This window comes from Lolliginicoccus suaedae (assembly GCF_008312885.1).
GTDB lineage: Bacteria > Actinomycetota > Actinomycetes > Mycobacteriales > Mycobacteriaceae > Lolliginicoccus > Lolliginicoccus suaedae.
The window spans coordinates 297,832-310,393 of sequence record NZ_VSSO01000004.1 but is presented as its reverse complement, the minus strand read 5'-3'; the positions used below and the strand labels follow the sequence as shown (position 1 = coordinate 310,393).

At 68.0% G+C, this 12,562-nt stretch carries 13 protein-coding genes and 1 pseudogene; 8 read left to right on the top strand and 6 right to left on the bottom strand.

What is annotated here, in order from left to right; translation table 11 throughout:
- The gene (locus tag FXO18_RS13195) at window positions 1-807 is read left to right on the top strand and encodes a DUF3027 domain-containing protein (RefSeq protein ID WP_149361580.1); all 807 of its coding nucleotides are present in this window, start codon (window positions 1-3) and stop codon (window positions 805-807) included.
- 15 nt (window positions 808-822) lie between these two features.
- Window positions 823-1,368: a phosphatase PAP2 family protein gene (locus FXO18_RS13190; RefSeq protein WP_149361579.1), complete on the top strand. Its 546-nt coding sequence runs from the start codon at window positions 823-825 to the stop codon at window positions 1,366-1,368.
- A 39-nt stretch (window positions 1,369-1,407) separates the two neighbouring features.
- Here FXO18_RS13190 and FXO18_RS13185 read toward each other — a convergent pair whose 3' ends face one another.
- Complete coding sequence (locus tag FXO18_RS13185) at window positions 1,408-1,653, bottom strand: DUF2530 domain-containing protein (RefSeq protein ID WP_149361578.1); 246 nt, start codon at window positions 1,651-1,653, stop codon at window positions 1,408-1,410.
- Between the two features lie 136 nt (window positions 1,654-1,789).
- On the opposite strand from FXO18_RS13185, the pseudogene FXO18_RS13180 reads away from it, so the two are divergent.
- A pseudogene (locus FXO18_RS13180) lies at window positions 1,790-2,008 on the top strand (MarR family transcriptional regulator); the annotation flags it as partial.
- A 60-nt stretch (window positions 2,009-2,068) separates the two neighbouring features.
- Here FXO18_RS13180 and FXO18_RS13175 read toward each other — a convergent pair.
- Window positions 2,069-3,286: a GNAT family N-acetyltransferase gene (locus FXO18_RS13175; RefSeq protein ID WP_187774357.1), complete on the bottom strand. Its 1,218-nt coding sequence runs from the start codon at window positions 3,284-3,286 to the stop codon at window positions 2,069-2,071.
- Between the two features lie 126 nt (window positions 3,287-3,412).
- Here FXO18_RS13175 and FXO18_RS13170 point away from each other — a divergent pair, with 126 nt between their 5' ends.
- Together FXO18_RS13170 and FXO18_RS13165 are read left to right on the top strand one after the other, a co-directional pair.
- Window positions 3,413-4,243, top strand: a complete 831-nt coding sequence (locus FXO18_RS13170; protein WP_149361576.1) for a TrmH family RNA methyltransferase — start codon at window positions 3,413-3,415, stop codon at window positions 4,241-4,243.
- Window positions 4,240-4,509 (top strand): DUF2537 domain-containing protein, encoded by a 270-nt coding sequence (locus FXO18_RS13165; RefSeq protein WP_149361575.1) that lies wholly within the window; start codon window positions 4,240-4,242, stop codon window positions 4,507-4,509. The genes FXO18_RS13170 and FXO18_RS13165 overlap by 4 nt, the downstream gene beginning before the upstream one ends.
- A 400-nt stretch (window positions 4,510-4,909) precedes the next feature.
- On the opposite strand, the gene sepH is transcribed toward FXO18_RS13165, so the two are convergent.
- The 3 genes from sepH to FXO18_RS13150 form a co-directional block, all read right to left on the bottom strand.
- A complete protein-coding gene (gene sepH, locus FXO18_RS13160; protein WP_149361574.1) occupies window positions 4,910-5,809 on the bottom strand; it encodes a septation protein SepH in 900 nt (299 codons plus the stop codon).
- A gap of 415 nt (window positions 5,810-6,224) precedes the next feature.
- On the bottom strand, window positions 6,225-7,352 hold the full coding sequence (gene serC / locus FXO18_RS13155; RefSeq protein WP_235900653.1) for a phosphoserine transaminase: 1,128 nt from the start codon (window positions 7,350-7,352) through the stop codon (window positions 6,225-6,227).
- 192 nt (window positions 7,353-7,544) lie between these two features.
- Window positions 7,545-8,708, bottom strand: coding sequence for a citrate synthase 2 (locus tag FXO18_RS13150; RefSeq protein ID WP_149361573.1), 1,164 nt, complete (start codon window positions 8,706-8,708; stop codon window positions 7,545-7,547).
- Between the two features lie 143 nt (window positions 8,709-8,851).
- Between FXO18_RS13150 and pdxH the strand changes: the two genes are divergently transcribed.
- The 3 genes from pdxH (at window position 8,852) to FXO18_RS13135 (ending at window position 11,356) form a co-directional block, all read left to right on the top strand.
- Window positions 8,852-9,568 (top strand): pyridoxamine 5'-phosphate oxidase, encoded by a 717-nt coding sequence (gene pdxH / locus FXO18_RS13145; RefSeq protein WP_187774356.1) that lies wholly within the window; start codon window positions 8,852-8,854, stop codon window positions 9,566-9,568.
- Between the two features lie 126 nt (window positions 9,569-9,694).
- Window positions 9,695-10,993 (top strand): citrate synthase, encoded by a 1,299-nt coding sequence (locus FXO18_RS13140; RefSeq protein ID WP_149361572.1) that lies wholly within the window; start codon window positions 9,695-9,697, stop codon window positions 10,991-10,993.
- A gap of 3 nt (window positions 10,994-10,996) precedes the next feature.
- Window positions 10,997-11,356: an FKBP-type peptidyl-prolyl cis-trans isomerase gene (locus FXO18_RS13135; RefSeq protein WP_149361571.1), complete on the top strand. Its 360-nt coding sequence runs from the start codon at window positions 10,997-10,999 to the stop codon at window positions 11,354-11,356.
- 145 nt (window positions 11,357-11,501) lie between these two features.
- Here the strand turns inward: FXO18_RS13135 and FXO18_RS13130 are convergent, their stop codons facing one another.
- Window positions 11,502-12,545, bottom strand: a complete 1,044-nt coding sequence (locus FXO18_RS13130) for a hypothetical protein (protein ID WP_149361570.1) — start codon at window positions 12,543-12,545, stop codon at window positions 11,502-11,504.
- Between the last annotated feature and the right edge of the window lie 17 nt (window positions 12,546-12,562).

Genomic DNA, 12,562 nt, shown 5'->3' with positions numbered 1-12,562 from the left:
ATGGACGACGTGAACGCATCCGTCGTGTCGCGCCCGCACAGCTCTGCTGCGGACCCCGCCGATCCCGTGGGCCCGAGTGCCGCAGCGGATGTTCCCGCAGTGCTGGCGCAAGCCATTGATCTAGCGCGCGCGGCAGTGTGCGAGGTCGCTGACCCCGCCTCGGTCGGGGAGCACCTCGGCATGGTCGCCGAGGACGAGTGGGCCGCCTCCCACCGCTTCGCCGCGCACCTGCCCGGCTACCGTGGCTGGGAATGGAACGTCGTCGTGGCGGGATGCCCCGGCGCTGGTTCCGCCACCATCAGCGAGTTCGCGCTCCTGCCAGGCCGGGGCGCGCTGCTCGCGCCACCGTGGGTGCCGTGGGAGGACCGCATCGATGCCGGGGACCTCTCGCCCGGTGACATTCTTCCGCCGAAGGAGCACGACGAGCGGCTCGTTCCCGGCAGCGTCGAGGCGGACGTGCCGGATGTCGAGGACATTGCTACCGGTCTCGGGCTGGGCCGCAAGCAGGTGCTCAGCGTGGAGGGTCGCGCGGCCGCCGCGGAGCGCTGGCTCACCAGCGATTTCGGACCGGATTCACGCATGGCCAAGGCCGCTCCCGGCGCGTGCCATGATTGCGGCTTCTACCTGCCTATCGCCGGGCCGCTCGGTCACTCGTTCGGCGTGTGCGGCAACGAGTACTCCGCCGATGGGCATGTCGTTCATGCCCGCTTCGGCTGTGGCGCGCATTCCGATAGCGCCCTGCCCACCGGTGCGGGCTCGCCCCTGTACCAGCCCTACGACGACGGCATCCTTGACGTCGATGCATAGCTGACCCCAGATCAAATGGTCATCGAACTTGATGCCGCAGTGCTGGAGTGGATCCTCCGCGCGCGCGACCCAGCATGGGACACCTTCTTCACCACCATCACGGTCCTCGGGAGCGCGATCAGCGTATTCCTCATGGGTGGCGTCGCCATTGCGTGGTCGCTGGCGCGGCGTCGAACGCATGACGCCGCGATGATCCTGGGAGTGCTTGCCAGCGGATGGATCCTGATGTGGGTCCTCAAAGTCATCCTGCGGCGCGAGCGTCCCGATCCCGACGTTGCTATCGTCGAGGCCACGAGCTTCGCGTTCCCGTCCGGCCACGCGATGATGAGCAGCATGCTGGCCCTCGTGCTCGCCGCGACCGTGATCCAGTCGCGCATGGCCTGGCCCCTGCTCGCCCTGCTGCCCGTGGTCGTGGGAGCGTCCCGCGTCTATCTGGGAGTGCATTGGGCCACCGATGTCCTCGCGGGATGGTTCATCGGCATCCTCTGGGCCTGCGCTTGCCTCATGCTCTGCGCGGCGCTCAGGCCAACTGTGCCGACCCAGCAGCAGCTACGGCGCTAGCTGCCCGGCTCCCGTGGCGCACTAGGGGGAGTGCTGCCGTCACAGGCCGCTCTGCGCGGAGCGGTCGCCCCTGCGGACGGCGCGGCGCTGCAGCAGGAAGATGATTCCGCCGAACGCGGCGACACCGAGGCCGGCGATGCACAACGGCACGTACTGCTCGAGCGAATCACCCGAGGCCACCACAACGATCGTCGCGATGATCCAGCTGAGCAGGCCAACGATGATCACAGGGCGCGGATCGGCGAGGCGCGGCGGCAGCGGAGGCGGTTCGGGATGTGTACCCACAGCGCCAACTTAGCGTGTCGCCAGCGATTACCGCCAGCGAGTGGGATAACCCTCATGGCGCGCAACAAGACTCGCGATCGAATTACACGCGTGAAACGCGTACGTCAACCGTTTCGTTGCCGTATTGTCCGATTTCGTGGTGGACGATGAGGAACGACTCGCGGGTGACCTTGCGCTCGTTGTCGTGCGCCTCGCGCGCCATCTCCGCGGGCGCCAGGGCCATTCCGCCGTGCTATCGCTGTCGCAGCTCTCCGTGCTGACCGTCATCGGCCACGACGGACCCATGACCCCTACCGAGCTCGCCCAGCGCGAAAGCGTCCAGCCGCCCTCGATGACCCGGACCATCTCCAGCCTCATCGGCGCGCAGAGCAGCCCCAGCCGATCCGGCCAGCAGCCTTCCCGCTAGGCCCAGGCCTCAGAAGAACATGCCGCCCTGCGGGGTGGCTGCCGTGGCGAAAGCCCGATCGAACACATCGAGCGATTCCTCGTCCGACGCCCACACGCGGCCAGCCTGCGCCAGCGTATCGGCCCGATGCTCACCGAAGTAGATCGACGCCAGATCGCCCGCCGTGATCCGCACCCGCGGCTCCTCGTCGACGCGCACGCACTCGCCGGTCTCGCCGCCACCGGCCGCGCGCAACCGATACACCCCGCCCTGATCGAGGAAATCGTCCACCACCTCGAACGGCAGATCGCAATCCGAGAAGTAGGCCCGCGCCGACAGCACCGCGGGAACATCCAGGATCCGCGCCCACAACAGGTCGAAGGATCCCGTGATCGCCGGGAGCCGGGGATTATCCAGCAAGTAGGGCAGCAGCGACGTGCGCGGCTCCGAGACCGTGATCGTCTCCATCAGGTCCAGCGCGCACAATGCCCGCCACAACGCGATATACGCCTCCGGTGTCACCGCGAACAGATCCGACACCTCCACGGCCATGCGCTTGCCCTGATCCCGCACCCGGTAGGACACGAAACCGTCCGCATGCACCATGTAGAACAATGCCGAAGCGCCACCACGGTCCGACTCGGGATCAGCGAACACGCCCCGCCAGAACGCATCCGGTCGCCGCACCGCGCCCGCGCACGTCCGCCGCCAGCGGTCATAGATCGCCGGAACGACTTCCCGCGCCTCATCGACCCTCGCGAGCCGGACCCCGCCCGGATCAGCCGTCGTGTCCCGGAACCGCGCGAAGCGCCGATCCAGCGTGCGCGTGTACTCCACCGTGATCGGTCCATACCCGAAGCGGCCGTAGATCCCGCCCTCGGATGCCGTCAGGATGGACATGGGCGCGCCCGAGGCACGGAACCGCTTGTGCTGCTCGGTCAGCATCGACCGCAGGATGCCCTTGCGCCGGTGCGTCGGCGCCACCGACACCCACGTCACGCCCGGGGCATCCACCAGAGCCCCACCGGGAACGGTGATCTGCAGCTCGTAGTGCATCGTCACGCCCACGATCTCATCGTCGATCATGGCCACCAGCACGTTCTCCTCCGGTGCCAGATCCCGCGTGATCCCCGTCTTCAGGTCGGCGATATGCGCGCCGAACGCAAAGTTATCCAGCTGGAGGATGCGGGGCCAATCCTCCTCGGTGGCAGTGCGGACCTCGACCACGGAAGCATTCTCACTCGTCACTCTTCCAACCTTGGCACAGCCTCGCGGCGAGCGGTACCACCAGCCTCGCGGCGAGCGGTACCACCAGCCTCGCGGGGGCCTGCTGGGAACTCGCGGGGGCCTGCTGGGAACCGGCAAGATGGGGGAGTGGCCCATCCCGTAGACATCACCGACCCCGATGACCCCCGCGTCGACGATTTCCGCGACCTCACGACCGCGGATCGCCGCCCGGACCGGCCCGGTGGACGTGGACTCGCCATCGGCGAGGGAACCATCGTTGTCGAGCGCATGAGCCAGAGCCGGTACGCGCCCACCGCGCTCCTCGGTGTGCCGCGCCGCTACGACGAGCTCCGCGACGCCCTCGCAACGATCGATGCCCCGTACTACCGGGCCAGCGCCGAAACCATGGCCGAGGTCGTTGGCTTCCATCTCAACCGGGGCGTTCTGGCCATCGCGCCCAAGCCACGGCCCCTCGATCTCGACGACGTGCTCCGTGATGCGCGCACCATCGCTGTCCTCGAGGGGATCGGCGATCACGAGAACCTCGGGGCGATCTTCCGGCATGCGGCGGCGCTCCAGGTCGATGCCGTCGTCGTGGGTCCCCGCTGCTCCGATCCGCTCTACCGCCGCGCGATCCGTGTCTCGATGGGTCACGTCCTGCGGGTGCCCCACACCACCGTCGATGACTGGGATGCGCTTGCCGGTGCGCTCGGCCGACACGGCTTCCGCACGGTGGCCCTGACTCCCCAACCGCCAGCGATCGCGCTGTCCGCCGCCATCGATGCGCCGCGCATCGCGTTCCTCCTCGGCGCGGAGGGCCCGGGGCTCAGCGACCACGCGCTGCGGCTCGCGGACGTCCGCGCATGCATTCCCATGACCCCCGGTGTCGACTCCCTCAATGTCGCCACCGCTGGTGCTATCGCGTTCTACGAGCGCAGCCGCGAGGATGCTGCCCGCGCCGCGATCGGGACGGCATGACTCCACCAACCCCGTGGGGCACCGGACTGGCGTTCGCTGGCTTCGTCGCGCTCACCACCGGATTGCTCGTCGGCATCATCGGCTGGGGCCTGGTCGCCATTCATCCCGCCCTTGCGCTCGCCCTCAACGCGCTGATCGCCGCCGGTGCCGCGCCCGCGCTGTGGGAGCGCCGCTTCGAGCCCGTGCAGCGCTGGGCTGCTCTCGGCCTCGCGGTGGGCACGGTGGCCGCCTGGATCGCGCTCATCGGCATCGCCGTCGGAGGGTGAGTGGCCTGGCCTGGCCAGGCGGGGCTGGGCGCCGCTAGTGGAAACTTTTCCCGCTGTGAGCGGGAAAAGTTTCCACTAGCCCCGGGCGGTGCTTTGCCCTAGCGCAGCGGTCCCCTTGATCGCTGGGACTCTCCGTCTCAGGCCAGATCGGCCACCCTTGTGGCCGTGCTGCCACGGAAATGGCTCAGCCCACACCCATATTTCGGTGGCACATCCGCGCAACGGTGGCACGGATGTGTCATCGGTGGCAGGTCTGCCGCCGGTCACCCACCGGCAGCGGACTGAGCCCCGGCCGCGGCTAGGTCCACGCGGAGAACCGCCAGGCGCGATGGAGGAACGAGAAACGACGAATGCCCCAGGGATCTCCCCGGGGCATTCTGATGCGTCGGTATTGCCGGCCCTACTGGGCGCCCGCGCGGACCCCGAGCAGTACGTCCTCCCACGACGGCATCGCGGGCTTGGCTGGCTTGCGATCCCGCTTCGGCTCGGACTCATACTCGGTGGTGGACTGGGGCGAAACAGTCGCTGCGCGTTCCTGCTGGCCCCGGTTCCCCGCATCCGCCGAGGCGGACGACGAGGTTGCCTTCGCCGACTGGTGCTGGGCCGACTGGTGCTGAGGGCTGGCCTGCTGTGGTGCCTGGTTGCGCGGCGCCTGCTGCGACGCCTGCGCCTTGGCGGTGGCGATGGGCGTGACGGGGCTCAGCGACGGCCGCGAGCGCGGCGCGTCCGGGACGATCAGCTCGCGAGCGAGATCGTTCAGCGGGGCAGCGGTGCCGCCATCAGCGCCAGCGTTGAAGCGCCACAGCGCCTTGTTCTCGGTGCGGCCAGCCATCCAGCGCAGCTGCACGACCCAGCGGCCCTGCTCGTTGCGCCACGCATCCCACGAAGCGTCGTCGAGCTTGTGGCCACGCGAGCCGAAGGCGATCGCCACCACGGTCGACAACGGATGCTGTGCCGGACCGTCCTCGCCCAGCGGGTACGCGCTCTGGGCAAGGGTCGCGATGCGCGCCCGCTCCAGCAGCACGGGATGCGCGAACGTCTCCACCCGAGCCTTGTGGATGCCCGATGCCTCGACGATCTGCTGCACGCTCGCACCGGCGCGGATGCGCTCCTGGATCTCGCGCGGCCGCAGCTTCGCCTCCATCGCGATCTCTGCCTGGCCGAGGCGGCTCACGTCGCCATTGGCGGCGGCGCGGAGGCGATCATCGGCGGGGATCCTGAACTTGGCTCCCGTGTTGATATCGGCGCAAACGATAGCGTTGCCGCCCGGCTCGATACCGACGACCTTGAGTTCCCGCACCCTGACCTCCTTGTGCCGCTGTGCCTTTGCGTTGCCGTGCCGCGGTGCAGCTCAGCGAACTTCAGCTTCTTTATTGCACTGTAATGGTGTCGTGACAAGAATCACCGGCGCGACACGCGGAGAGTCATTGCGCAGGGCCAGGTTTCATGAAAAAGCCGCGCTGTGTGGTAGGTGGCTGCGCGGCGCATTGCCGCAACCCTGGGTGCTGGCTGGCTTCGGTGGCCGTTCCAGCCACGCCGGGAGTGGAAACTTTTCCCGCTCAGAGCAGGAAGAGCTTCCACTAGCGGCGGGAACTCGCCCAGCCGAGGACGCCTCGGGCCGCACCGAGCCTCAGGATCCAACGCGCATGCGAAAGGGGCTGCACCGCAGCGCGGTCCAGCCCCTTTCGACCTTGCCCCTCGCGGAGCGACAGTTGCTAGCCGAGCTTGCTGACGACGTAGTCGATGCACTCGGTGAGCTTGGTGATGTCCTCGGGGTCGATGGCCGGGAACATGCCGATGCGAAGCTGGTTGCGACCCAGCTTGCGGTACGGCTCGGTGTCGACGATGCCGTTGGCGCGCAGCACCTTCGCGACGGCCGCGGCATCCACGTCATCGCTGAAGTCGATGGTGCCGACGACCTGCGAGCGGTGCGCGGGGTCGGTGACGAACGGCGAGGTGTAGGACGTCTTTTCGGCCCAGGCGTAGAGACGCGAGGACGAGTCGGCGGTGCGCTGCACGGCCCAGTCGAGGCCGCCGTTCTTGTTCATCCACTCGATCTGGTCGGCGAACAGCAGCAGGGTGGCCAGCGCGGGCGTGTTGTACGTCTGGTTCTTGAGGCTGTTCTCGACGGCGATGGGCAGCGACAGGAAGTCCGGCGTCCAGCGGCCACTGGCCTTGATCTCCTCGACGCGGGCAAGCGCTGCTGGGCTCATGATGGCGACCCAGAGGCCACCGTCGGCGGCGAAGCACTTCTGCGGCGCGAAGTAGTAGACGTCGGTGTCGGCGATGTCCACGGGCAGGCCGCCAGCGCCAGAGGTGGCGTCGATGGCGATGAGCGCGTTCTCGGAGCCCGCGGGGCGGGTGACGGGCACCGCGACACCGGTGGAGGTCTCGTTGTGGGCCCAGCCGATGAGGTCGACCGAAGGGTCGGTCGTGGGCTCGGGCGCGCTGCCAGGCTCGGCGCTGATGACGATGGGATCGCCGAGGTGCGGTGCCTTCTTGGCGACGGAGGCGAACTTGTTGCTGAACTCGCCGTAGGTCAGGTGCAGCGACCGCTCGCGGATGAGCCCGAACGCGGCAGCGTCCCAGAATGCGGTAGTGCCACCGTTGCCGAGGATGACCTCGTAGCCCTCCGGCACGTTGAACAGGGTGGCGAGGCCGTCGCGGACCCGTCCGACCACATTCTTGACAGGAGGCTGCCGGTGGCTGGTGCCGAAGACGGAGGCGCCAGTGTCGACGAGCGACTGGAGCTGCTCGGGGCGGACCTTCGAGGGCCCGCAGCCGAAACGGCCATCCGCGGGCTTGAGGTCGCCGGGAATGGTGATGTCGGTGGTTCCAGTCACGGTCGATGCATTCCTTACTTGGTCTGGAGGCTTCGTTCTGGACGTTATCGCGCGTCCAGGATAGTCGATCGAGGTGGCACGGGTCTCAGTGCTGCATGAGGCTCCCGGCCCCGCTGCGGGGCGCATCGATCCCGTCCGGTGGCTCCGGCCGACCATGGCCAGAGCCACCAACGGGTGTTGCTCGCGGGGGACCTAGCGCAGGATGCGGCGCAGCAGGCCCTGCTGCGATTGCCCGCCCTCGCCACGGATGGACGACCAGCCCTCGACCTCGCTAGCGAGGCGGGGAGCAGGACCGGTGTAGAGGGCAGCGGGCCGGACGAGCTTGCCGAGCCGCTTCTGCTCCATGATGTGCGCGCACCAGCCAGCGGTGCGGGCACAGGTGAACATGGCCGGCATCATGTGCGGCGGCACGCCAGCGAAGTCGAGGATGACCGCGGCCCAGAACTCGACGTTGGTCTCGATGGCACGATCGGGGCGGCGCTCGCGCAGCTCGGCGAGGGCGGCCTGCTCGAGCGCGGCAGCAACCTCGTAGCGGGGCGCGTCGAGCTTCTTGCAGGTGTCGCGGAGCACGCGGGCGCGGGGGTCCTCGGCGCGGTAGACGCGGTGCCCGAAGCCCATGAGGCGCTCCTTGCGGTCGAGGATGCCCTTGACCATGCCGCGGGGATCCCCGTTGCGCTCGGCCTCCTCGATCATGGGCAGCACGCGGGCGGGTGCTCCGCCGTGCAGCGGCCCGGACATCGCGCCGATGGCGCCCGACAGGCTCGCGGCGACGTCAGCGCCAGTGGAGGCGATGACGCGGGCGGTGAAGGTGGAGGCGTTGAGGCCGTGCTCCGCGGCAGAGACCCAGTAGGCGTCGATGGCGCGGATGTGATCGGGATCGGGCTCGCCCTGCCAGCGCGTCATGAATCGCGCGGTGACGGTCGGGCACTCGTCGATGATCTTCTGCGGCACGGCCGGCTGGTGGAGGCCACGAGCGGACTGCGCGACGTAGGACAGCGCCATGACGGAGCCCCGGGCGAGGTTGTCGCGGGCGGTCGCGTCGTCGATGTCGAGCAGGGGCTGGTATCCCCAGATCGGGGCGAGCATGGCCAGGCCGGCCTGCACGTCCACGCGCACGTCGCCGGTGTGGACGGGGATGGGGAAGGGCTCCGCCGGTGGCAGGGCGTCGCCGAACTTGCCGTCGACGAGGAGGGCCCAGGCATCGCCAAAGGTGACGTCATTGCTGACGAGGTCCTCGATATCAACGCCCCGGTAGCGCAGCGCGCCGCCATCCTTGTCCGGCTCCGCGATCTCGGTGGTGAAGGCGAGGACTCCTTCGAGCCCGGGGGAGAAGCCTTCGGGAAGTTCGACTGCCATGTATGACGCTCCTGTTGTCGTTCTGGGTCGTATGCGGCGCGCGCCCAGCGGAACCGGTGCCTGGTGGGCGGGTTCCGTAATGGTGCGATCCGGAAGGAGCGCGATGGGGCTCATGCTCCGGGGACGCTGCTCGGGCGTAGCGTATGGGTGTGGTGCGTAACCCTTCCGATTCTCTCGATCTCGCGCGCATGCGGGTCAGTTATGGGGACAGAACAGCGCCGAGCATGTCGGGCGAACATGCTGATCTCGATGAGGCGTGGCTCACGGACGGCTGGTTGCCGTTGTTCGCCCGATGGCTGCTCGACGCTACTGAGTATGTCGCATCGGATGGAGGACGCATCACCGAACCCAACGCAATGGTGCTCGGCACGGTGGACGGGGCGGGCGTGCCAGCGACGCGGACGGTGCTGTGCAAGGGCGTCGATGAGCGGGGGATCGTGTTCTTCACCAACTACGAATCCGCCAAGGCGCAGCACCTTTCGGTCAATCCGGCGGCATCGGCGACGTTCCCGTGGATCCCGCTGGCCAGGCAGGTTCACTTCCGCGGAGCTGTGGAGAAGATCTCATCGGAGGAGACGCTGGCCTACTGGCGCACCCGCTCCCGGGGCTCGCAGGTAGGGGCGTGGGCATCGCGGCAGTCCCGGCCCCTCGCATCGCGGGAGGACCTGCTCGCCTCGGCCGACGAAGTGCGGCAACGGTTCCACGATCTGGACGAGCTGCCCGTGCCCCCATTCTGGGGCGGGTATCGAATCCACCCATTCATGGTCGAGTTCTGGCAGGGTGGACAGGACAGATTGCATAATCGGATCCGTTGCGAGCTTGGTGAGGGGTCCTGCCAGGTTTCGCGCGTGCAACCATGACCGCACGCCGGCCCGGGTTCGCCCGGTGAGGTGGGTTTCGACTAGGTTCGTGGATATGGTTGTGCGTTGAGTGGTCGCGCATGTGCCGATACGCTACTGACCAGTTGAGTCTGAGAAGGAGCCCTCGTGCCCGCTGAGAATGAAGACAAAGTGGTACTCAGTTACCCCGGTGGTAACTACGAGATGCCGATCACTCGGGCGACCGAGGGCAATGATGGTTTCAACCTCGGCAAGCTGCTCAGCGAGACGGGCTACACCACCCTCGACGGCGGCTTCGTCAACACTGCCTCGACGTCATCGGCGATCACATACATCGACGGCGAGAAGGGCATCCTGCGCTACCGCGGCTACCCGATCGAGCAGCTAGCGCAGAACTCCACCTTCCTCGAGGTCTCCTACCTGTTGATCTACGGCGAGCTCCCCACCGCGGACCAGCTCTCCGATTTCACGTATCGCATCGAGCGGCACACCATGCTGCACGAGGACCTGAAGCGATTCTTCGACGGCTTCCCGCGCAACGCGCACCCCATGCCGGTGCTGTCGTCCGCGGCGAACGCGCTGTCCGCCTACTACCAGGACTCGCTCGACCCGAACGATCCCGAGCAGGTCGAGGTCTCGACGATCCGGCTGCTCGCCAAGCTGCCGACGATCGCCGCCTACGCCTACAAGAAGTCCGTGGGCCAGCCGTTCCTGTACCCGGACAACTCGATGACGCTCGTGGAGAACTTCCTCCGCATGACGTTCGGCTTCCCCGCCGAGCCGTACGAGGTCGACCCCGAGGTGGTCAAGGCCCTCGACATGCTGCTCATCCTGCATGCCGACCACGAGCAGAACTGCTCCACCTCCACGGTGCGCCTCGTCGGCTCGTCGAACGCGAACCTGTTCACCTCGATCTCCGGCGGGATCAACGCCTTGTGGGGCCCGCTGCACGGTGGGGCCAACCAGGCCGTGCTCGAGATGCTCGACGACATCAAGGGCCAGGGCCTCGATGTCAGCGACTTCATCCGCAAGGTCAAGGACAAGGAAGAGGGTGTCAAGCTCATGGGCTTCGGGCACCGCGTCTACCGCAACTATGACCCGCGCGCCGCCATCGTCAAGAAGACCGCGCACGACATCCTCGAGAAGCTCGGTGCGCGCGACGAACTGCTCGAGATCGCCATGAAGCTCGAGGAAGCTGCCCTCACTGACGACTACTTCGTCGAGCGCAAGCTCTACCCCAACGTGGATTTCTATACTGGCCTGATCTATCGGGCCATGGGGTTCCCCACGCGCATGTTCACCGTCATGTTCGCGCTCGGCCGGCTGCCCGGCTGGATCGCGCACTGGCGGGAAATGCATGCGGACCCCACAACCAAGATCGGGCGTCCCCGCCAGATCTACACCGGATACACCGAACGCGACTACACAGAGGTTTCGGCGCGATAAACCATGACAAAACCAGAAGTTGAGTTCCAGCCAGGCCCCCCTCCCACCGAGCTAGTCACCAAGGACCTCGTGGAAGGCGACGGCGCCGAAGCAGTGCCCGGCGCCACCGTCGAGGTGCACTACGTCGGCGTTGACTACGAGACCGGCGAGGAGTTCGACTCCTCCTGGAACCGTGGCGAGTCGATCAGCTTCCCGCTGCGCGGCCTCATCAAGGGCTGGCAGGACGGCATCCCCGGCATGAAGGTCGGCGGCCGCCGCCAGCTCACCATCCCGCCCGCGCTGGCCTACGGCCCGAGCGGATCGGGGCACCGCCTCGCCGGACGCACCCTCGTGTTCGTCATCGACCTGCTTGACGTGCAGTAGACGTAGCAAGCATCAAACGGGGCTTCTGAACGGGGCCCGGACAAGCCGCAAACGCGATAGAAACCACCGGGAAACCGGCGAAGTTTCTATCGCGTTTGGTCGTTTCGGGTGCTTTTGCAGTGCGAGGCGACGGGCTGGGCCCGCGCTATGCAGCCTGGCGCGCTGCCCGCCACCGGTAGCCAGCGAGCCCGAGCGCTACCAGCAGCAGCATTCCGCCAGCGCCGAGCCCGAGCAGCGCCACCATGGTGGGCACATCGAGCACCCGGCCCTCGCCGAGCGGCTGGGCTACGGCCACCTCGACCGGATCTGCCGTCAAGCTCGCACGCGGGGTCACGCTGACCACCCCGTTGACACTGGTGCTCACCTGCTCGGCGGTGCCGCTGAGCTGGTCCAGGCCTGCGAGGAGCTGCTCGAAGCCACCGGTGAACTGGCCGGATCCGTCATCGAGCTGGACGAGGCCGTCGCGCAGCTGCCCGGCGCCGTCACGCAGCTCGGCGGAACCGGTAGCGAGCTGGCCCGCGCCGGAATCCACCTGGTTGGCGCCATCGGCGAGCTGGGCCGCGCCCACGCGGAAGTCGCTGGAGGGATCGTCGAGCTGGAACGCGAGCTGGCGGGCGCCAGCGCGGAGCTGCTCGAGCTGGACCAGCGCGGCGGCTAGCTCGGGAGCGAAGGGCGCGGCGGCGGACTTGAGGGGAAGCAACTGCGCCACGAGCTCGTCCACGCCACCGCTGATCTGCGATGCGCCGTCGCCCAGCTGGCCGATGCCGCCCTGAAACTCGCTCATGCCAGTGCTGAGCTGGCTGGTGCCGTCCTTGAGCTGCCCGGCGCCGGCCGCAAGCTCGCCGGTGCCGGTGGCTAGCTGCTCGGAGCCAGCGCGAGCCTGGCCGATGCCTGCGGCGAGCTCGTCGGCGCCCGCTGCGAGCTGCCGCGATCCGTCCAGTGCCTGCCCGGATCCGGCGGCGAGGAATGTCGCGGCGAGCTTGTCGCGCTGCAACTGGCGCAACGCATCCTCGAGCCGCGTCAGGTCGGGGCCGCTGGTGCCCACGACCTGGGTGCTGGTGGCCGGTTCCGCGGGGGGAGTGGAAGCCAGCGTGGCGGACCCGCCCGCGGCGAGAGCGGTCGCGGTGATCGCTAGCGCGGCGGGGAAGCGGTACCGTCGGATCGTTGACTTCGGCCGTGTGCTTGCCATGCAGAACTCCCTAAGCT

Coding starts and splice junctions, on each gene's coding strand:
- FXO18_RS13150 (WP_149361573.1), bottom strand. CDS start 8,708: ATGGCAGTCGAACTTCCCGAAGGCTTCTCCCCCGGGCTCGAAGGAGTC.
- FXO18_RS13135 (WP_149361571.1), top strand. CDS start 10,997: ATGACAAAACCAGAAGTTGAGTTCCAGCCAGGCCCCCCTCCCACCGAG.
- FXO18_RS13195 (WP_149361580.1), top strand. CDS start 1: ATGGACGACGTGAACGCATCCGTCGTGTCGCGCCCGCACAGCTCTGCT.
- FXO18_RS13190 (WP_149361579.1), top strand. CDS start 823: ATGGTCATCGAACTTGATGCCGCAGTGCTGGAGTGGATCCTCCGCGCG.
- pdxH (WP_187774356.1), top strand. CDS start 8,852: ATGGGTGTGGTGCGTAACCCTTCCGATTCTCTCGATCTCGCGCGCATG.
- FXO18_RS13130 (WP_149361570.1), bottom strand. CDS start 12,545: ATGGCAAGCACACGGCCGAAGTCAACGATCCGACGGTACCGCTTCCCC.
- FXO18_RS13165 (WP_149361575.1), top strand. CDS start 4,240: ATGACTCCACCAACCCCGTGGGGCACCGGACTGGCGTTCGCTGGCTTC.